The organism is Sphingopyxis sp. LARHCG72 (assembly GCF_052871675.1).
The window spans coordinates 727,999-747,337 of the sequence record NZ_JBIXJU010000001.1; the positions used below are offsets into that span (position 1 = coordinate 727,999).

The 19,339-nt window shown below is 65.9% G+C and carries 21 protein-coding genes; 15 read left to right on the forward strand and 6 right to left on the reverse strand.

Annotated elements, in window-relative coordinates; all coding sequences use genetic code 11:
• Positions 1-38: 38 nt before the first annotated feature.
• From ACIPPQ_RS03520 to ACIPPQ_RS03540, 5 genes are read left to right on the forward strand one after another with little or no spacing between them, the layout of a single operon-like run.
• Positions 39-1,751, forward strand: coding sequence for a class I adenylate-forming enzyme family protein (locus tag ACIPPQ_RS03520; protein ID WP_446542809.1), 1,713 nt, complete (start codon positions 39-41; stop codon positions 1,749-1,751).
• A gap of 30 nt (positions 1,752-1,781) precedes the next feature.
• Positions 1,782-2,633, forward strand: a complete 852-nt coding sequence (locus ACIPPQ_RS03525; protein WP_446542810.1) for a cytochrome b/b6 domain-containing protein — start codon at positions 1,782-1,784, stop codon at positions 2,631-2,633.
• The gene (locus ACIPPQ_RS03530) at positions 2,630-3,409 is read left to right on the forward strand and encodes a molybdopterin-dependent oxidoreductase (RefSeq protein WP_446542811.1); all 780 of its coding nucleotides are present in this window, start codon (positions 2,630-2,632) and stop codon (positions 3,407-3,409) included. The genes ACIPPQ_RS03525 and ACIPPQ_RS03530 overlap by 4 nt, the downstream gene beginning before the upstream one ends.
• Positions 3,410-3,447: 38 nt before the next feature.
• Complete coding sequence (locus ACIPPQ_RS03535) at positions 3,448-4,695, forward strand: class I SAM-dependent methyltransferase (protein WP_446542812.1); 1,248 nt, start codon at positions 3,448-3,450, stop codon at positions 4,693-4,695.
• 59 nt (positions 4,696-4,754) lie between these two features.
• On the forward strand, positions 4,755-5,381 hold the full coding sequence (locus tag ACIPPQ_RS03540) for a hypothetical protein (RefSeq protein WP_446542813.1): 627 nt from the start codon (positions 4,755-4,757) through the stop codon (positions 5,379-5,381).
• Positions 5,382-5,387: 6 nt separating this feature from the next.
• On the opposite strand, the gene ACIPPQ_RS03545 is transcribed toward ACIPPQ_RS03540, so the two are convergent.
• Positions 5,388-5,825: a DUF1801 domain-containing protein gene (locus ACIPPQ_RS03545; protein WP_446542814.1), complete on the reverse strand. Its 438-nt coding sequence runs from the start codon at positions 5,823-5,825 to the stop codon at positions 5,388-5,390.
• Between the two features lie 47 nt (positions 5,826-5,872).
• A complete protein-coding gene (locus ACIPPQ_RS03550; protein WP_446542815.1) occupies positions 5,873-6,832 on the reverse strand; it encodes a helix-turn-helix transcriptional regulator in 960 nt (319 codons plus the stop codon).
• An 83-nt stretch (positions 6,833-6,915) separates the two neighbouring features.
• Here ACIPPQ_RS03550 and ACIPPQ_RS03555 point away from each other — a divergent pair, with 83 nt between their 5' ends.
• The 7 genes from ACIPPQ_RS03555 to ACIPPQ_RS03585 all read left to right on the forward strand — a co-directional run bounded on the left by ACIPPQ_RS03555 (position 6,916) and on the right by ACIPPQ_RS03585 (position 13,413).
• Positions 6,916-7,470 (forward strand): hypothetical protein, encoded by a 555-nt coding sequence (locus ACIPPQ_RS03555; protein WP_446542816.1) that lies wholly within the window; start codon positions 6,916-6,918, stop codon positions 7,468-7,470.
• A gap of 77 nt (positions 7,471-7,547) precedes the next feature.
• Complete coding sequence (locus ACIPPQ_RS03560) at positions 7,548-8,765, forward strand: argininosuccinate synthase (protein ID WP_058536710.1); 1,218 nt, start codon at positions 7,548-7,550, stop codon at positions 8,763-8,765.
• Positions 8,766-8,806: 41 nt separating this feature from the next.
• Positions 8,807-9,277, forward strand: coding sequence for a hypothetical protein (locus tag ACIPPQ_RS03565; protein WP_446542817.1), 471 nt, complete (start codon positions 8,807-8,809; stop codon positions 9,275-9,277).
• A gap of 69 nt (positions 9,278-9,346) precedes the next feature.
• Positions 9,347-10,105 carry a hypothetical protein gene (locus tag ACIPPQ_RS03570; protein WP_446542818.1) on the forward strand — a complete coding sequence of 253 codons (759 nt, stop codon included), beginning with the start codon at positions 9,347-9,349 and terminating at the stop codon, positions 10,103-10,105.
• A 40-nt stretch (positions 10,106-10,145) separates the two neighbouring features.
• Positions 10,146-11,156 carry a threonine aldolase family protein gene (locus ACIPPQ_RS03575; protein ID WP_446542819.1) on the forward strand — a complete coding sequence of 337 codons (1,011 nt, stop codon included), beginning with the start codon at positions 10,146-10,148 and terminating at the stop codon, positions 11,154-11,156.
• Positions 11,153-12,112 (forward strand): DMT family transporter, encoded by a 960-nt coding sequence (locus tag ACIPPQ_RS03580; RefSeq protein WP_446542820.1) that lies wholly within the window; start codon positions 11,153-11,155, stop codon positions 12,110-12,112. Before ACIPPQ_RS03575 ends, ACIPPQ_RS03580 begins: the two co-directional genes overlap by 4 nt.
• A gap of 35 nt (positions 12,113-12,147) precedes the next feature.
• The gene (locus ACIPPQ_RS03585; RefSeq protein ID WP_446542821.1) at positions 12,148-13,413 is read left to right on the forward strand and encodes an alpha/beta hydrolase family protein; all 1,266 of its coding nucleotides are present in this window, start codon (positions 12,148-12,150) and stop codon (positions 13,411-13,413) included.
• On the opposite strand, the gene murA is transcribed toward ACIPPQ_RS03585, so the two are convergent.
• Both murA and ACIPPQ_RS03595 read right to left on the reverse strand, forming a co-directional pair.
• Entirely contained in the window at positions 13,400-14,686 is a 1,287-nt protein-coding gene (gene murA / locus ACIPPQ_RS03590; protein ID WP_446542822.1) for a UDP-N-acetylglucosamine 1-carboxyvinyltransferase, read from the reverse strand. The two genes, ACIPPQ_RS03585 and murA, sit on opposite strands and share 14 nt — an antisense overlap.
• A 43-nt stretch (positions 14,687-14,729) precedes the next feature.
• Entirely contained in the window at positions 14,730-15,191 is a 462-nt protein-coding gene (locus ACIPPQ_RS03595) for a hypothetical protein (RefSeq protein WP_446542823.1), read from the reverse strand.
• Positions 15,192-15,402: 211 nt separating this feature from the next.
• On the opposite strand from ACIPPQ_RS03595, the gene ACIPPQ_RS03600 reads away from it, so the two are divergent.
• Both ACIPPQ_RS03600 and ACIPPQ_RS03605 read left to right on the forward strand, forming a co-directional pair.
• Positions 15,403-16,389, forward strand: coding sequence for a DUF3011 domain-containing protein (locus ACIPPQ_RS03600; protein WP_446542824.1), 987 nt, complete (start codon positions 15,403-15,405; stop codon positions 16,387-16,389).
• An 80-nt stretch (positions 16,390-16,469) separates the two neighbouring features.
• Complete coding sequence (locus ACIPPQ_RS03605) at positions 16,470-17,378, forward strand: DMT family transporter (protein ID WP_446542825.1); 909 nt, start codon at positions 16,470-16,472, stop codon at positions 17,376-17,378.
• Positions 17,379-17,382: 4 nt separating this feature from the next.
• On the opposite strand, the gene ACIPPQ_RS03610 is transcribed toward ACIPPQ_RS03605, so the two are convergent.
• Together ACIPPQ_RS03610 and ACIPPQ_RS03615 are read right to left on the reverse strand one after the other, a co-directional pair.
• Complete coding sequence (locus tag ACIPPQ_RS03610; RefSeq protein WP_446542826.1) at positions 17,383-17,994, reverse strand: DsbA family protein; 612 nt, start codon at positions 17,992-17,994, stop codon at positions 17,383-17,385.
• The gene (locus ACIPPQ_RS03615) at positions 17,991-18,722 is read right to left on the reverse strand and encodes an SDR family oxidoreductase (protein WP_446542827.1); all 732 of its coding nucleotides are present in this window, start codon (positions 18,720-18,722) and stop codon (positions 17,991-17,993) included. Before ACIPPQ_RS03615 ends, ACIPPQ_RS03610 begins: the two co-directional genes overlap by 4 nt.
• 89 nt (positions 18,723-18,811) lie before the next feature.
• Between ACIPPQ_RS03615 and ACIPPQ_RS03620 the strand changes: the two genes are divergently transcribed.
• Entirely contained in the window at positions 18,812-19,303 is a 492-nt protein-coding gene (locus ACIPPQ_RS03620) for a winged helix-turn-helix transcriptional regulator (protein ID WP_446542828.1), read from the forward strand.
• The last annotated feature ends 36 nt before the right edge of the window (positions 19,304-19,339 follow it).

Sequence of the window (19,339 nt, forward strand, 5' to 3'; positions counted from 1 at the left end):
AGGGGTTAGGCGAGCGAGACCAAGAGGAGAGATGCAAGATGCCATCAGCGCTCGATTTGCGCCTGGAAGCCGCTTTTAATCTGATCACCGGTCCGGGTGGACCGATCCAGCTCGGGTCCGTCGAACGCTTCGGTCAGCAGTTGCCCTTCATCACCAACGCGCCGACCAATCTTTCCGATTATGTCGCGTTTTTTGCGGCGATGCATGGCGATGCGACCTTCCTCGTCGAAGGCGACGAGCGGCTGTCGTTCAAGCAGGTCTATGGCGCGGCGCGGCAGGTGGCGGCGGGGCTGATCGAAGGCCATGGCGTCCAGCGCGGCGACCGCGTCGGCCTCGCGATGCGCAACGCCAATGCCTGGTGCGTCACCTATATCGGCATCCTGATGGCCGGCGGCTGCGCCACCTTGCTCAACGGCTGGTGGCAGGGCGGCGAGCTCGCCGCGGGGATCGACGACGCCGAAGCGAAGCTTGTCATCGCCGACGTCCAGCGCGCGGCGCGGCTCGAAGAGCCGGGCGTGCAGCACGGCGCGAAGGTCATCACGCTCGATATCACCCAGCCGATCGATCGCGCGATCGCGCCGATCACCGGTGCCGGCGGTAGCGCAGAGACCGGACTGCCGCGCCTGACGGGGCAGGACCTCGCGACCATCCTCTTCACCTCGGGTTCGACGGGCCAGTCGAAGGGCGCCTATTCGCGCCACGAGGCGATCTGCCAGGCGATCTTCAACTATGTGACGCAGACCGCGAGCATCGTGCATCTCTTGACCGAAGACGGGCAAATGTCGGACATCCAGCCGGCGACCTTGATCTGCACTCCGCTGTTCCACGTCACCGCCGAAGTCCCGGTGTTCCTGCAAAGCTTCGCGCTCGGCCGCAAACTGGTGCTGATGCCGAAATGGAATGCCGAGGAAGCGATGCGGCTGATCCAGGACGAGCAGGTCAATTATTTCGTCGGCGTGCCGCTGATGAGCTACGAAATCCTCGTCCACCCGAACCGCCAGAATTACGACCTGTCGACGTGCAAGAGCTACGCCGGCGGCGGCGCGCCGCGTCCGCCCGAGCATGTGAAGCGTCTCGCGACCGAGATGGGCGAGGGCAAGCCGTTGCTGGGCTATGGCCTCACCGAAACCAACGCGGTCGGCTGCGGCATCATCAACGAAAATTACCTTGCCAAGCCGATGTCGACCGGTCCCGCCTCGAAACCGCTCGTCGATCTCGCGATCCTCGACGACGACGGCAATCCGGTGGCGCCGGGCGGGGTCGGCGAAGTCTGCATCCGGTCGGTGTGCAATTTCGAAGGCTATTGGAACAATGAAGCGGCGACGAAGGCGGCGTTCTTCGACAATGGCTATTTCCGCTCGGGCGACCTCGGCTATCTCGACGAGGACGGCTATCTGTTCATCGTCGACCGCAAGAAGGACATCATCATCCGCGGCGGCGAGAATATCAGCTGCCAGGAAGTCGAAGCGGCGATCTACGAGCACCCCGAAACGAACGAATGCGCGGTGTTCGGCCTGCCCGACGAGCGGCTCGGCGAGTGCGTCGGCGCGGTCGCGTGGATGAAGCCCGGCAGCTCCGTGACCGCCGACGATCTGATCGCGTTCCTCGCCGCACGGCTCGCGCCCTATAAGGTGCCGTGCCAGATCTGGATGTCGAACGACGCGCTGCCCAAGCTCGGCAGCGAAAAGATCGACAAGGTCAGTTTGCGCAGCCAGTATCGCGAGGAATATGCGGCAAAGGTCGTCGCGTAACCGGACGAAGCGAAGGAGCGAACCGGGACCATGGCCGAGGCTGAAATTCCCGTCGCTCCTTCGGAAGGCACATCGCCGATCCGCGTCTATCGCCACCGGTTGCCGGCGCGCATCTGGCATTGGGTGAACGCCGTGACCCTGCTCGTCCTGCTGATGAGCGGGTTGATGATCTTCAACGCCCACCCGCGGCTCTATTGGGGGCAATATGGCGCGAACCCCGATTATGCGTGGCTTGCGGTGGGCTCGACGCCGAAGACGGGTTTCCTGCGCATCGGCGAAACGCGGATCGAGACGACCGGCGTGCTCGGTCGCTGGACCGATGCGAAGGGCGTGCAGCAGACCTGGGCCTTCCCCGGCTGGGCGACGATCCCGACGACCTACAGCCTCGCCGACGGGCGCCGCTGGCATTCGCTGTTCGCGTGGGTGCTCGCGATCAGCCTGACATTCTATATGCTGTGGAGCCTCTTCGGCGGGCATTTGAAACGCGATCTGCATGTCCGCCGCGCTGAATGGGCGCCGCGCCATATCTGGCACGATGTGAAGGACCATGCGCGGCTGCGTTTCCCGAAGGGGGAGGCCGCGGCGCGCTATCATATCCTCCAGAAGCTGAGCTACATCGGCGTCATCTTTGTCCTGCTGCCGCTGATGATCGCGACCGGCCTCACCATGTCGCCGGGGATGAACGCGTCGGCGCCCTGGCTGCTCGACCTGTTCGGCGGGCGCCAGTCGGCGCGGTCGATCCATTTCATCGCGGCCTGGCTGCTCGTCGCTTTCTTCCTTGTCCATATCGCGATGGTGCTGCTCGCCGGGCCGGTAAACGAAGTCCGCTCGATGATCACCGGCTGGTTCCGGCTGCCGCCCGAGCGGAGTGCCGGGCGATGAGCGGACTCGTCCTCCCGCGCCGCCGGTTGATCGCCCGCGCCGGCGGACTGGTCGCGGCGGCCGGGACGTTGCCGCTGCTGTCCGGCTGCGACGCGATCAACGAGGCGCCGGCGGTGCGCAAGATATTGTCGATGGGCGAGGAGATGAACCGCGCCAGCCAGCGCGCGCTGATGGATCGCGACGCCCTCGCGCGTGAATTCACGCGCGCCGACCTGTCGCCGACCTTCCGCTCGAACGGGACCAAGCTGCCGCCCGGCGCCGCCTATGCCGCGCACGCGGCGGGCGGCTTTGCCGACTGGCGCGTCGAGGTCACCGGCCTTGTCGCACGGCCACTGTCGCTGTCGATGGCCGACATCCGCGCGATGCCGCAACGCACCCAGATCACGCGGCACGACTGCGTCGAGGGGTGGAGCGCGATCGGCCAGTGGACGGGGCCGCAGCTCAGCCGCATCCTCGCCGCGGCAGGGGTGAGCGACAGTGCGCGCTACATCGTCTTTCGCTGCGCCGACCGGATCGGCGGCGATCTTTATTATGAAAGCTGCGACATGGTCGACGCGCTGCACCCGCAGACGATCATGGCGTGGGCGCTCAACGACGCGGTGCTTCCGATCGCGAACGGTGCGCCGCTGCGCCTCCGGATCGAGCGCCAGCTCGGCTACAAGCACGCCAAATATGTGAACGCGATCGAGGCCGTCGCGAGCCTCGATGCGATCGGCGCGGGCAAGGGCGGCTATTGGGAGGATCGCATCGATTATGAATGGTATGCGGGCATCTGAACGCAACCTTTTCGCGGCCCGGATGTTCGGTTCGTAAAATGTCGATCTTGCGTCCGTTTCTCTCCCGGATCATTCGTCAGGGGCGGCTGACCGTCGTCGCGCCCGACGGTTCGCGCGAAGAATATGGGCAGTCGGCTACCGGTTTTCCCGAGGTCACGATCCGCTTCACCAGCCGCCGGGGGATGCGCCGCATCATCCTCGACCCGCGCCTCGGCGCCGCCGAGGCGTTCATGGACGGCGAGATGGAGCTGGCCGAGGGCGATATCATGGACCTCGTCGGCCTGATCCGCATGAACACGCCGTGGGACCGCGGTGCGCGGCTGCACGACAAGACATGGCTGGGCCGGCGCGCCGAATGGGTGAAGACGCGGATCGGCTCGATCAACCGGCAGCGGCAATCGCGCGCCAACGTCAAACATCATTATGACATCGGCAACGACCTCTACCGCCTCTTCCTCGACGACGACATGCAATATAGCTGTGCCTACTGGCCGCGGCCGGGGATGACGCTCGACGAAGCGCAGGTGGCGAAAAAGGCGCATATCGCGGCGAAGCTCGCGCTCGCGCCGGGGCAGCGCATCCTCGACATCGGCTGCGGCTGGGGCGGGATGGCGATCACGCTCGCAAAACTCGAAAAGGTCGAGGTGCTCGGGATCACCCTGTCCGAGCAGCAGCTTGCGCTCGCGCGCGAGCGCGCCGAAGCCGCGGGGGTCGCCGACCGCGTGACGTTCGAGTTGATCGACTATCGCGATCTCGCCGCGCGCGAGGCGGGGCGCTTCGACCGCATCGTTTCGGTCGGCATGTTCGAGCATGTCGGTGCGCCCAATTTCGAGACCTTCTTTCGCGCCTGCGCCAACCTGATGACCGCCGACGGGGTGATGCTGCTCCACACGATCGGGCGTTTCGGGAGGCCGGGGGCGACCGATGCCTTCACGCGCAAATATATCTTCCCCGGCGGTTACATCCCCGCGCTCAGCGAGACGCTCGCGGCGAGCGAGAAGAGCCGGCTGATCGTCACCGATGTCGAAACGTTGCGCCTCCACTATGCGCTGACCTTGCGCCAATGGTATGCGCGGACGCTCGCGCACGAGGCGGAAATTGTCGCCATGATGGGCGAGCGTTTCTTCCGTATGTGGACCTTCTACCTCGCGGGCGCGACGTCGGCGTTCGAAAGCGGCGGGATGGGCAATTACCAGATCCAGTTCGCGCGCAGCCGCCACGCGCTGCCGCTGACGCGCGACTATCTGGCCGGGGCGGAGCGGGATTTCGGCACGCGCGGCGTGTGACCCTCAACACAGTCGTCGCGGCAATATTCCCCCATGGGACCGGCCCGAAGGAGGGCGGAATGGCTGACGAAGACATGGGCGCCGGGCGTGACCGGATCGGAGTGCACCGGATCAGGAATTGCTGGGCGCTGCGCCGCGAAGGTCTGAAAGGCTTGTGGGTCGACGCGGAAGTCGCAGCGGGCGACTCGCCGGCGCTGGTCCTGACCGGTTCGCGGCGCGGGCGCGCCGAAATTCCGCTCGCCGATATTCGTCGAATCCGCGCCAGCATCGACGAAGGCAAATTCCGCTGGCTCGATTCCTTTCGCTGCCTGATCTGGTGCGACGACGGGCGAAAGTTCGTGCTGGTCCCGAAATCCCTCGGGAACGTCGGCTATCGCGATCTCATCCTGGAAATCGCGCGAGGGATGAAGCGCGTCGGGCGGCTCGACCGGGTCGAGCGCGGGCAGCAAGTTTGGGAAGCCGCCCTATATTCGGTGCTCATGGTCGCGATGGCCCTGCTGATCGCCTACGCCGCCTACGACTCGCTGAAGACCTACGGCTCGGCGAGGACAGGCGATATCGTCTTCGGCTGCATCACCGGGGGGTTCAGCCTGTTGCTGCTAGTCGGCAGCGTTGCGATATGGGGAGACAAGAAGCGGCCTCGTCCGGTTCGCGGCCTCAAGGATTTGCGGGGCGTGCTGCCCTGATCGTCGTCAGTCCGGATATCTTTCGTTCATGACATCCCAGCTCAGCCCGACGAGCTGTTCGAGCACCTCCAAGTCCACGTCGGCGAGCTTGTTGATGTAAAGGCACGACTTGCCGTTCTTATATTTGCCGAGCCTAGCGAGCAGCGCGTCGGCCTCGGGCTGGCGGTCGAGATAATGGCCCATCAGATAGAGCGTCATCGCGGCCTTGCGCGGGCTGAACCCGGCGCGGCACATCGTCCCCGACCGGCCGCTGTCATAGACATAGTCATAGCTGCCATAGCCGATGATCGACGGCCCCCACATCTTGGGGTCCAGACCGGTGACGCGGCGGTGCATCGCATCGATCACCTCCGCCTCCTCGCGGCGTCGTGCATCGGGGACGGCCGCGATGAAATCGGCGACGCCGGCTTCGGTGGCTTTGGTCTTGATGCCGTCCTTGGCCATGGCCGCTCTCCCTCCCGTCAGAATAGCGCGTCGGCGGGGCGAATCAATCAGCCGTGCAGGACCGCAATCGCGCGCGCGAGCATATCGATGCGGCCGCGAAAACTGGCGGGCGCGATCACTTCGACCTCGGCGCCGAGTGCAAGCATCTCGCGCGCGCCATGGTCGCTGTCCTCGACCATCAGCGTGATTTCGCACCAGCCGTTTTCGTCGCGCGCGCCCGCCGTCGCGACCGCCTCGGCACCGCGCGGCGATTGTTGCGCCAGCCGCTTGCAGCCCTCGGGCGAGGCGCGGACGGTTGCGGCGGTCGCGAAAAGTTCAGCCTCGAAACGCGCCTGTTCCGCCTGCCACCATGTCGGCAGGTGGAAATCCTTCGGCCAGTCGAACGTCGAGTCGCGGGCCTCGGGCGCGTGAATGTTCGAAACGCGAAAGACCCTGATCTTTCCGGCGCCGCGCGCCGCGAGGTACCAGGTGCCGGCCTTCATCACGAGGCCGAGCGGCTCGACCGTCCAGTCGCGCAGGCCCTGCCAGCTTTCGTAACGCATCGCGAGCTGGCGCTGGTCGAGCACCGCGCGTGCGATCGCCGGGAGCGCGGGGAGGCTTTCGCGGCTCCGGTACCAATTGACCGGATCGAGGTGGAAGCGCGCTGCCATCCGGTCGGCGACCACCCCGCCATCGCCCGGAATCGCTGCGAGCAGCTTGCCGCGCGCTGCGCTGGTCGCTGCGCCGAGTCCGAGTTCGGCGGCGGGACCGGGCAGGCCGATCATCGTCGCGGCCTCCGCCTCGCCCGCCGACAGGCCGGTCAGCCGCGTGCGATAGCCGTCGAGCAACTGGAATCCGCCGCCCGGGCCGCGGTCGCCGTAAACGGGGACGCCCGCGGCCGACAGCGCGTCGATGTCGCGATAGATGGTGCGTTCGGACACCTCGAATTCGGCGGCGAGATCGGCCGCGGTGAGCCGCTGGCGCAATTGCAGCAGGATCAGGATCGAGAGGAGGCGGCTCGCTCGCATTTTTTCGCTGTAGCAGAAAATAACTGACAGAGAATGTCAGGATGCGCGGCGTAGCAGGACAGCGTCACCAAGGGAGCGACCCCATGACCCATATCGACCGCCGCACCATCATGGCGCTTAGCACAGGAGCCCTCATGTCCAGCCTCGTCCCCGCCGCCGTTTCGGCCGCCATCAACCCCGCCCCCGTCGGCAAGCCCGGCGATTTCGATTTCCTCACCGGTGAATGGCGCATCCACAATAAATTCCGCGAAGGCGAAAAATGGATCGAATTCCCCGGGGAGGCGACCGTCGTCGGCATTCTCGCGGGCATCGCCAGCATCGAGGAACTGCGCATTCCGGCGCGCGGCTTTTCGGGCATGGGGCTCCGCTTGCTCGACGTCGAAAAGAAGATCTGGTCCGACCATTTTGTCAACGCCAGGTCGGGCGTCGTCGCGGTACCGGGGCAGCTCGGGGTGTTCGAGGACGGCGCCGGCACTTTCCTGTCCGAAGGGGCCGAAGGAAATGGGGCCCCCGAACTTTACCGCGGCGTGTGGGACCGGATCACGCCGAACAGCTGCCGCTGGTTCCAGGGCACGTCGCGCGACGGCGGCAAGACGTGGGACGACAACTGGTTCATGGACTGGGCGCGCGTCGCCTGAGGAGGGCCAATCCGGTTGCACCTTTGGCGGCGGACTGCTAGCCGCGCCCGCGTCTTTCCCTCGCCAAAGGTGCCATCATGTCCGAGTCCTTCAAGCGCGTCGTCCTCGCCTATTCGGGCGGCCTCGATACCAGCGTCATCCTGAAGTGGCTGCAGGTCACCTATGGCTGCGAGGTCGTGACCTTCACCGCCGACCTCGGGCAGGGCGAAGAGATCGAGCCAGCGCGCGCCAAGGCCGAGCTGATGGGCGTGAAGCCCGAGCATATCTATATCGACGATGTCCGCGAAGAATTCGTCCGCGATTTCGTCTTCCCGATGATGCGCGCCAACGCCCGTTACGAGGGCGATTATCTGCTCGGTACCTCGATCGCACGCCCGCTGATTTCGAAGCGTCTGATCGAAATCGCCAAGGAAACCGGCGCCGATGCCGTCGCGCACGGCGCGACGGGCAAGGGCAACGACCAGGTGCGCTTCGAGCTCAGCGCCTATGCGCTGAACCCCGACATCAAGGTCATCGCGCCGTGGCGCGAATGGGACCTGACCAGCCGCACCGCGCTGATCGACTTTGCCGAAAAGAACCAGATCCCGGTGCCGAAGGACAAGCGCGGCGAAAGCCCGTTCAGCACCGACGCGAACCTTCTTCACACCTCGTCGGAGGGCAAGGTGCTCGAGGATCCGTGGGAAGAGACCCCCGACTATGTCTATTCGCGCACGGTGAACCCCGAAGACGCGCCCGACACCCCCGAATATATCACGATCGATTTCGAGCGCGGCGACGGCGTCGCGCTCAACGGACAGGCGATGTCGCCCGCGACCCTGCTCGCGGCGCTCAACGACCTCGGCCGCAAGCATGGCATCGGCCGTCTCGACCTCGTCGAGAACCGCTTCGTCGGCATGAAGTCGCGCGGCATGTACGAGACGCCGGGCGGTGAAATCTATGCGCGCGCCCACCGCGGCATCGAAAGCATCACGCTCGATCGCGGCGCGGCGCATCTCAAGGACGAGCTGATGCCGAAATATGCCGAGCTCATCTACAACGGCTTCTGGTTCGCGCCCGAGCGCGAGATGCTGCAGGCGGCGATCGACCACAGCCAGGCGAATGTGACGGGCACCGTCCGCCTCAAGCTCTACAAGGGCAACGCCAGCGTTGTCGGCCGCAAGTCGCCGCTCAGCCTCTACAGCGAACGCCATGTGACCTTCGAGGACGACGCCGGTGCCTATGATCAGAAGGATGCGGCGGGCTTCATCAAATTGAACGCCTTGCGCTTGAAATTGCTCGCGAAACAGGGTCAGTAAAGCGGCCGGGCACGGACCCGGCTGTTACAGGAGCCTGGTTCATGTTCTCCCTTTTGCTGGCGGCCGCCAGCCTGACCCCCGCGTTCAACGATGCCAGCTATGCCGACCTCGGCTATGTGAACCGCACCGCGGGCGAATGTATCGCGCGCTTCGGCACCGGCTCGATCGAGATTCGCCAGGCTTTCAACGAAGCCGACCGCACGATGATCAATGTCGCGGTCGTCACCGGCAAGCCGACGCGCGCGCTGCCTGTGGGTGCAAAGCTATGGGCGAAGTCGAGCTATGGCCCTGCGTGGCGTGCCGTCGTGATCGAATCCTCGCCGCAGCGGCTTCGCTTCGTGGCGCATAATCGTTTCGTCGGCGATCTGTTCAGCGAAGACTCGCTGACGATCGCACTTCACGAGCGGCTCGATGCGGGTGATGCGGTGCTCGTGGATACGGGATCGGACACGTCCGGCTTCCGCGGCAAGCTCGCTTCGGCGTTCGACTGCTCGGATGGTCTTGGCATCTGATTTTCGACACCGCCACGCCGGTCAGGAAATCGGTGGCGCGAATGGGTGATTGTCGGCACATTCGGTAGCATGCGCTTCTTCGACTTCTCATCGTGGCAAAGCATCGGTACGACGTTGCTGGGCCTTGCGCTGGTAACGCTGATCGGCGTCGGCATCCGGCTGATGGTGATGATGACGATCCAGCAGCGCCGCGAACGGATGAACCGCCAGATCAACGAGCGGCTGCGCACACTGATCGCGGCGTACAAGACGCTGGGCGGCTCGTTCACGGGCGACCTGATGGTCGACCCGCGGCACCTGCGCGACATCAAGCGTCAGGCGGGCGAACCAAAGGCGGAGCCCGCGGTCGACCTCTCCGACCCGGCCACACCGGGCGACGGATCGCCGGGCGAATCGGATCGTCCGCGCCGCATCCGCGATGCGGTCGAAGCCGCGCTCTCCGATATCATCCTGCTCGGCACCGAGGATCAGGTGCGGCTCGCGAGCCGCGCGGCACAGGAACTGGCCGAAGGGCGGCCGGTGCATGTTCACGAGCTTGTCGTCGCGCTGCGCGATTTCATCCGCAAGGCGCTCGACCTCGATCCGGTTCCGGCCGACGTTATCATCCCCGCGCAGGGGCCGACGCGCCCGGCGGGCAGCGGGGGCGGCAAGGGCGGCGGATCGGGCCGCGAAGCGGGCGGTGGAGGCGGAGCACGCGGCGGTGGCGGCGGCATGGGCGGCGGAATGGGTATGGCCGGCGGCCTCGGTGTTGCGGGCGGAGCGAGCCTCGCGCGCGGATCGCCGGCCGACGACGCTGCCGACATATCTGTCGATACGCAGCAAAAATGAAGGGTTAGCAGCGGCCCGCGCCTGCGCTAAGGCGCGGTCCATGACCGCGACCCGCTTTTTCTCCGACAATGCCGCGACCGTCCACCCCGTGGTGATGGAGGCGCTGGCGGCCGCCAACCATGTCGACACCGCCTATGACGGCGATGCGCTCAGCCAGTCGCTCGATGCGGCCTTTTCCGAGCTGTTCGAGACGGCATGCGAAGTCGTATGGATTCCGACCGGGACCGCGGCGAACAGCATCATCCTCGCGCATTTCGTACGCCCTTGGCAGGGTATCCTCTGTTACGAGGAAGCGCATATCGAGGTCGACGAATGCGGTGCACCGACCTTTTATTCGGGCGGTGCCAAGCTGATGACGCTGCCGGGACGCGGGGCCAAGATCGACGCCGAGGCCTTGAAGACCCGGATCGCCGGGATCCGCAAGGATGTGCATCAGGTCCAGCCCGCGGCGATCAGCATCACCAACGCGACCGAATATGGCCTGTCGTGGCGTGCGGGCGAAATCGGCGCGATCAGCGAGATTGCCAAAGGCGCGGGCATGAAACTCCACATGGACGGCGCCCGCTTTGCCAACGCCGTTGCGTTTCTTGGCTGTTCGCCGGCCGACGTCACCTGGCGCGCCGGGGTCGACGCGCTGTCGTTCGGCTTCACCAAAAATGGCGCGATGATGGCCGAAGCGATCGTCTTTTTCGGCGGCAGCGGCGGGCCGGGGGTGCGCGAGCTCAAGAAACGCGGCGGACACTTGCTCAGCAAGGGGCGCTTTGTCGCGGCGCAGATCCGCGCGATGCTCGCGAACGACCTGTGGCTCGCCAACGCCCGCGCCGCCAATGCGGGCGCGGCGAAGCTCGCGGCCGCCTGTGGGAGCCGGTTGATGTATCCGGTCGAGGCAAATGAATTGTTCGTCCGGCTGACGGCCGAGGAAGCCGCCAAACTGCGCGCGGCCGGGTTCGATTTCTACGATTGGGGCGAGGGCGCAGCACGCCTCGTCGTCAGCTGGGATCAGGATGCCGAAGCCGTCGCGCCGCTGGCGGCGGCGATCGGCGCGCTGTGAGCGACGCGCAGCCGACGCTGCTCAGCCCGAAGGTGCTGCTGCCCTTCATGCTGGTGACGTTGATCTGGGGTTCGACCTGGATCGTCATCACCGGGCAGCTCGGCGTCGTGCCGCCCAGCTGGTCGGTGACCTATCGCTTCGCCGTCGCGGCGATCGCGATGTTCGCCTTCGCCGCGATGCGTCGCGAGCCGCTGCTGCTCGCGCCGCGCGCGATGCTTTTCGCGCTTTTGCTCGGGATCGCGCAATTCGCGTTCAACTTCAACTTCGTCTACCGGGCCGAGCAGCATATCACCTCGGGCCTCGTTGCGGTGCTGTTCGCGCTGTTGATCGTGCCCAATACCTTGCTGGGCCGCGTCTTCCTGAAGACGCCGCTCGAAGGACGTTTCCTCGCGGGCGCCGGGATCGCGATCGTCGGCGTCGGGCTGATGATCCTCCAGGAATATCGGGCCGCAGCGCTCGATGCGGGCGAGGTGTTGCTCGGCACGGCATTGACGCTCACGGGGGTGATGAGCGCGTCGACCGCCAATGTGATGCAGGGAACGCGCCTCGCGCGCGCGCAGTCGATGGTGGTGATGATCGCCTGGGCGATGCTCTTCGGCGCGCTCGCCGACGGCAGCTATGCGTGGATCACGACCGGACCACCGGTGGTCGAGCCGACCGCGACCTATATCGGCGGCGTCCTCTACCTCGGCGTGATCGCGAGCGCGGTGACCTTTCCGCTCTATTTCAACATCATCCGCGCCGTCGGGCCGGGGCAGGCGGCGTGGTCGAGCGTGCTGATCCCGATCATCGCGATGGGCTTTTCGACGGCGTTCGAGGGCTATCGCTGGGCGACGCTGTCGATCGCGGGCGGTATCGTCGCGCTCATCGGGCTGGTGATCGCGGTCGCGAAGCGGCCCGAACGGCCGTCGGTCAGCGGCAATATGGTATCGGTGCCCGTCGAACCCGAAAGCTAGTTGCCATTGCTGTATTGGTTATATAATACAGTCATATGAAACATCTCCTCGGCGGCATTGCCCTTCTCCTCGCTCTTCCCGCAACGCCCGCCCTGGCACAGGTCGCCTGCACGCCCGGAACCTATGCGGCGCCCGACGGCGATTTCGTCGTGCTCGTAAAGTCGCCGGCTGTGGCGGCTCCCGGGCTGCGCTACCTGTTTCGTGACGGGCGCCGCGGTGCGACCACCGATGCCGGCGTGCCGCTGGCGTGCGGAACCGGCGACGTGACCGTCGGCGGCAAAACCTGGACGCCGATCGCCTTTCGCGAAACGCCCACGACCTTCGACAGCGTCGGCACCAAGATGACCGGCGTGCTGATCGAGCCGCCGGGCGCCGACGCCAGGCGGCCGCTTGTCGTCATGGTCCACGGATCCGAACGTACCTCGCCAATCGGCGGCATCTATGGCTATGCGATGGCGGCGCAAGGGATATCGGTCTTCGTCTATGACAAGCGCGGCACCGGCGGGTCCGAAGGCGAATATACGCAGAATTTCGAACTGCTCGCCGAGGATGCGGCGAACGCGCTGGGACAGGCACGCGGCATTGCTGCGGGGCGTTATGCCCGCGCGGGCTTTTTCGGCGGGAGCCAGGGCGGCTGGGTCGCGCCGCTCGCCGCGACGCGGACGAAAGCCGATTTCGTCGCCATCGGCTTCGGGCTCGTTGCCTCGCCGATCGAGGAAGATCGCGAGCAGATGGTATCCGAGGTTCGCGCCGCGGGGCTGGGTAAGGATGCAGAAGCGCTGGTCACCCGCCTGTCGCAGGCGACGGCGGGGTTGCTGCTGTCCGATTTCCGCACCGGTTATGACAAGCTCGACGCGGTACGGGCCGAAATGGCGGGCAAGCCGTGGGCGGCGAAGATCGAGGGCGAGTATAGCGGCGCAATCGCGCGCATGCCGAACGACATGCTCCAGCGGATCGGGCGCGCGCGCGTCGACAATCTCGAACTGATCTGGGATTATGACGCGGTCGCGGCGCTGAAGAAGCTCGACGCGCCGCTGCTCTGGGTGCTCGCGGGCGAGGATCGCGAGGCGCCGATCGAGACGACGCGCGGCGCGCTGCTCGGCCTCGCGAAGCAAGGCAAGCCGGTCGACGTCTATCTCTTTCCCCAGACCGATCACGGCATGTGGGAATTCACCACCGACGCAAACGGCGAGCGTCAGGTCACGCGGATCACCGACGGCTATCTGAAATTACTCGCCGACTGGATCAAGCGCGACGTGCGCGGCCCCTATGGCCGCGCCGAGCGGCTTACCCCGCGCTGATCCGTTCGATATCGGCGCCGACCGCCTGCAGCTTCTCTTCGAGCCGCTCGTAACCGCGGTCGAGGTGATAGACGCGGTTGACCTCGGTCGTGCCTTCGGCGGCAAGGCCCGCGATGATCAGGCTCATCGAGGCGCGCAGGTCGGTCGCCATCACCGGCGCGCCGATCAGCTTGTCGACCCCGCGCACCACTGCGCTACGTCCGCGCACGTCGATGTCGCAGCCCATGCGCGCGAGTTCGGGAACGTGCATGTAGCGGTTTTCGAAGATGGTTTCGGTGAACAGCGACGCGCCCTTGCCGAGCGTCGCCATCGCCATGAACTGCGCCTGCATGTCGGTCGCGAAGCCCGGATAGGGTGCGGTCGACAGGGTGACGGGTTCGGCGCGGCCCGACATGGCGACGCGGATGCCGCCCTTGGTCTCCTCGACCGTCGCACCCGCCTGGCGGAGCGCGGCGAGCGTTGCTTCCATCTCGTCGGCCTTCGCGCCGACCAGTTCGACATCGCCCTCGGTAATCACGGCGGCGCAGGCATAGCTGCCCGCCTCGATCCGGTCGGCCATCACGCGGTAGGTCGCGCCGTGGAGGCGGTCGACGCCCTCGATCGTCAGCGTTTCGGTACCGATACCCTCGATATGCGCGCCCATCGCGACAAGGCAGTTGCACAGGTCGACGATCTCGGGTTCGCGCGCCGCATTTTCGAGCACACAGGTGCCCTTGGCGAGCACCGCCGCCATCAGCGCATTTTCGGTCGCGCCGACCGACACGACGGGGAAGGTGAACTTGCCGCCGGGCAGGCGGCCGCGCCCGGGGGCGCTCGCCTTCACATAGCCCGACGCGAGTTCGATCTCGGCCCCGAAAGCTTCGAGCGCCTTCAGGTGGAGGTCGATCGGGCGGTTGCCGATCGCGCAGCCGCCGGGCAGCGACACCGTCGCTTCGCCCGCACGCGCGAGCAGCGGGCCGAGCACGAGGATCGACGCGCGCATCTTGCGGACGATGTCATAGGGCGCGACGGTCGAGGTCAGCGTCGTCGTGCGCGCGGTCATCACGCGGCCGAAATCCTCGGGGCGCGATCCCTCGATCGTCGTCGAACAGCCGAGCTGGTTGAGCAGGTGCCCGAACCCGTCGACGTCGGCGAGCCGCGGCAGGTTGCGCAGCGTCAGCGGCTCGTCGGTGAGCAGCGCGCAAGGCAGCAGGGTGAGCGCCGCATTCTTGGCGCCGGAGATGGGAATACGGCCCTTGAGTCGCTGGCCGCCGCGAATGACGATTTGATCCATCGGCTGTCTTTAGCGCATGCGCGAAGCCGCGCAAGCCGACTAGCTATGTAGGATGATAGCCCCCGTCACCGTCGAACTGGGCCTTTGCCTCGCGTTCGCCCTTGCCCATGAAGATATAGCCGACAACGCCGAGGATCAGCAGCAATATGGCCAGCAGCGGGACGTCGCCCTCGGTCGCGATCCGCAACGCCATCCACACCACCGAAAGCACGCCGGTCAGCAGGAAAAGCTTCTGGTTGTTGGTGGCGAAACCATAGGTGGCGCGGCCGTCGGGGGTCCGGACGCCGTGAACGCCCTTCTGGTCGAAGGCGTTGTAAAGATAGAAGCGGCCTTGCGCGCCGGGGGTCAACTCGTCGGCGACATTCTGTTTGACCACGGCATTGCGGATGGTGCGCGTCGGCCCGCTGTCGGGCTGGAAGGTGATGGTGCGAAAGACGGATAGGCCGCCGCGTGCGCGCCGCAGTTCGGCGGATTCGACGCGTCCGTCGATGATCGATGTCGTCATGTGTCGGCTCTCCCTGTTGCGGTGGCGCGACCCGGCGCGAAAGCTAATCGATCAAAGGCGCCAAGGAAAGTCCGATGATTGGTTAAGTCATTCCGTGCATTCCACGCTTTCTTCGTGGCGCTGATGCCCGAAATATGAAACCATGGCGGCTTAGACGGAATGCGTAAGGGCTGCGTTTTACGGAAAAGCATTTGTCGAAAAGGGGAAAGACATGCGGAATCCTGTCGTCGCGATCATCACGTCGCTTTCACTGGTCGGAACGCAGCTGGCGCTTCCGGTCGCCGCGCAGACCCGGCCCTGGCCGCCCACCGGCGGACCCCAGATCCAGCCGCCAAGGCCCGGCACCGGCTATGCGGGAACGATCCGCTGCGAATCGCGCGGCAATCGCGAGCAGCGTTGCTATGTGCGGACCGACAATCGCGTCGAAATCCAACGCATCCTCGGCGGGGATTGCGCGCGCGGACGCGGCTGGGGTTATGGCAGCGACCATATCTGGGTGACCGGCGGGTGCCGCGCCGAATTCGGCTATGGCTATGCCAATGATGGCGGCTATCCGACCCCGCTGCCGCAGCCGGTCGACGACTTCGCCGGCACAATGAACTGCGAATCGTGGAGCTATCGCTACCAGCAGTGCAATGTCCGGACGAACAACCGTGTCGAGCTCACGCGCAAGATCGCCGGCAAGTGCAATGCCGGGCGCCAATGGGGCTATACCGAGGATTATATCTGGGTCGACAAGGGCTGCCGCGCCGAGTTCGGCTATGGCTATCGCAACGTTCGCCCCCCCGAAAAAGACAAGGACAAGGGGCCGAGCACCGGGCTGATCATCGGCGGCATCGTCGTCGCGGGCGGGTTGATCGCGCTGCTGGCGAGCAAGAAAAAGAAGAAACCCGACGGGACCGAGGAAGCGGCAACGACGCATCCGGCGAAGGGGCCCGCCACGCTGAGCGCCAACCTCAGCGGCCTGCCGAGCGCAGCGCGGCCATCGGTGCAGAATTGCATGAACGATGCCGCGCGCCAGATCGGCATCACCGGCGGGACGCGGCTGTCGTACGACAAGCTGGTCTCGCTCGAACAGGGCAATGGCGGCTGGCGCATCCGCGCGACGATGACCGCGACCTATCCCGACGGCGCGAAGCAGGTCGAGATGTATTGCCGCGCAACCCCCAGCGAGATCATCCAGCTCGACTTCACCTGAGGTCGGGCTAATCCCGGTCCGTCATTCCCGCCTGCGCCGGGATGACGGACGGTCGGGGACCCAGCGGGAGCCGGAATATCATGCGAAACGACGGCCCGGCTGCGGCGCTCTGGTCGCGGGCCTATCCGTTGCTCTCGATGACCGCGCTGTTCTGGGCGGGCAATTCGATCGTCGGCCGCGCCGCGCGCGAGCTGGTGCCGCCCGCCGCGTTGTCCTTCTGGCGCTGGACCTTCGCGCTCGCGCTGCTGCTCCCGCTCGCCTGGCCGCACCTGAAGCGCGACTGGCCCGTGTTGCGCGCGCACTGGCCGGTCATGGCGATCCTCGGCGCGCTTGGTATCGGCGCCTTCAACACCCTGCTCTACAGCGGGTTGCAGACGACGACCGCGCTCAATTCGATGCTGATCCAGTCGGCGCAGCCCGCGCTGATCTTGATGCTCGGCGGGCTGGTGATGCGCGACCGGACGAGCGCGCGGCAGATCGCGGGGGTGCTGGTGTCGCTCGCCGGCGTTCTGATGGTCATCGCACGCGGCGATCTCGCGCGGCTTCTTGCGCTGCGACTGAAAGCCGGCGACGCGATCATCGCCTTCGCGGTGCTGCTCTGGGCGCTCTATTCGGTGCTGCTGCGCAAGCGGCCTCCGGTGCATCCGCTGAGCTTCCTCGCGGCGTCGATCATGGTCGGGCTGGTCGTGATCGCCCCCGTCTATCTGATGGAGCTCGCTTCGGGGCGACGGATCGTGCCCGAAACGGGCAGCGCGCTCGCGATCGCCTATGTATCGGTCTTTCCGTCGTTTCTCGCCTATCTCTTCTTCAATCGCGGGGTCGAGCTGATCGGTTCGGCGGCGACGGCACAGTTTATGAACGTGATGCCGCTGATGGGCGCGGGGCTTGCGATGCTGTTCCTCGGCGAAGCGCTGCACCTGTTCCATGTCGCCGGGCTGGCACTCGTGCTGGCGGGAATCTGGGTCGCGGGGCGCCCCGCGGCGAACTGACCCGTCAGCCGAGCGCTTCCTCGACCTGCGCGAGGCGATCCTTGCCGAAGAACATCTCGCTGCCGACGAAAAAGGTCGGGATGCCGAACACGCCGCGCGACACCGCGGCTTCGGTGTTCTGGACCAGCTTCGCCTTGATTTCGGGTTCCTGCGTGCGCGCAAGCAGCGCGGGGCCGTCGAAGCCGTTCGCCGACAGGAAGGTCGCGATGACCTCGAGGTCGTCCATCTTCAGTCCTTCCTCCCACATCGCGCGGTTCACCGCGTCGACATAGTCGTCGAGCGTGCCCTCGTCGGCCGCGACGATCGCGCCGCGCATGATCGTCAGCGTGTTGACCGGGAAGTGCGGATTGATGCGGAATTTGGCGAGGCCGTGCCTTTCGATGAAGCGCCGCATTTCCAGATTTTCATAAGCGAGCTTCGCGGGCGCGTCGGCATATTGGATCATCGGCGCCTTGTTGCCCGTCGCCTTGAAGATGCCGCCGAGCAGGCACGGCGTGATGACCAGGTCGGCGCCGGTGCGATCGAGCAGTTCGGGGAGCGCCTTCATGCACAGATAGGCGTTGGGGCTGCCGAAATCGAAGATGAGTTCGAGCGTCTTTGCTGGACTTTGGGTCACCATTTTTCTCCCCAGGGACGGAGGTCGAGTTCGTGGGTCCACGCGCTTTTCGGCTGTTTGTGGAGCATCACATAATTGGCGGCGATGGCATCGGGATTCAGGATCAGGTCCTGCGCCTTCGCATTGTCGAAATCGGGGTGGCGGCCCTTGATGAAATCGGTGTCGATCGCGCCGTCGATGATCGTGTGCGCGACGTGGATGCCCTGCGGCCCCAGTTCGCGCGCCATCGACTGGGCGAGCATCCGCAGAGCGCCCTTGGCGCCCGAAAAGGCGGCGAAGCCCGATCCGCCGCGCAGGCTTGCGGTGGCGCCTGTGAAGATGATCGTACCGCGGCCGCGCGGCGCCATCCGTTTCGCGGCCTCGCGCCCCATCAGGAAGCCGCCGAGGCACGCCATTTCCCACACCTTGGTGTAAACGCGCACCGTCGTTTCGGCGATCGGGAAGTTCACATTGGCGCCGATGTTGAACACCGCGACCTCGACCGGCCCGACCTCTGCCTCGACCTGGTCGAACAGCGCGATCATTTCCTCCTCGACGCGCGCGTCGCCGGGAAAGGCGCGTGCCCGATGACCGTCATCGCGGATCGACTGCGCGAGCGCTTCGAGCTGGTCGGCATTGCGTGCGCGGCGGTTGACGCAGGCGGTCAGCCCTTCGGCAGCGAAAGCGCGGGCGATCGCGCCGCCGGTGGCATCGCCGGCTCCAATGATGACGGCGGCTGGATTGGACATGCGACTCTCCTCTTGCCGCCTATCGTAACTATGATAATCATAGTGACAAGTGATTTCTGTTCCCCGCCGAAGGAGGCTAAGGACGCGAGATGCCCAGGCGCGCTGATCTTTCGGATACTTATTGCCCCGTCGGGCGGTCGGCCGAACTGCTCGGCGACCGCGCCGTGCTGCTGATCCTGCGCGACCTGTTTTTCGGGCGGCGCCGGTTCGAGGCGATCGCTTCGAACACCGGGCTCGGGCCGCAACTCGTGTCGGCGCGGCTCAAATTGCTGGAGAGCGAAGGCGTGATCGAACGCCATGCCTATCAGGACAACCCACCCCGCCACGAATACCGGCTGACCGACAAGGGTAAGGATCTGTTCGGCGTGCTCTATGCGATGCGCGGCTGGGCCGAGCGCTGGGCCTATGCCGAGGGCGAGACCGGCGACGGGCCGGCGATGCGCTACATCCATCGGGCGTGCGGAACCGACGTCGGCACGGCGATGGTCTGTCCGGGGTGCGGCACACCGCTGGGCTATGGCGATCTGAAGGGCGAGCCGTCGCCGGCACTCAGGGCCGAGCAGGCGGCACGGGCGGGGTAGACCTCCGGTCGCTTTCTGATACGCTATCCGCCTGAT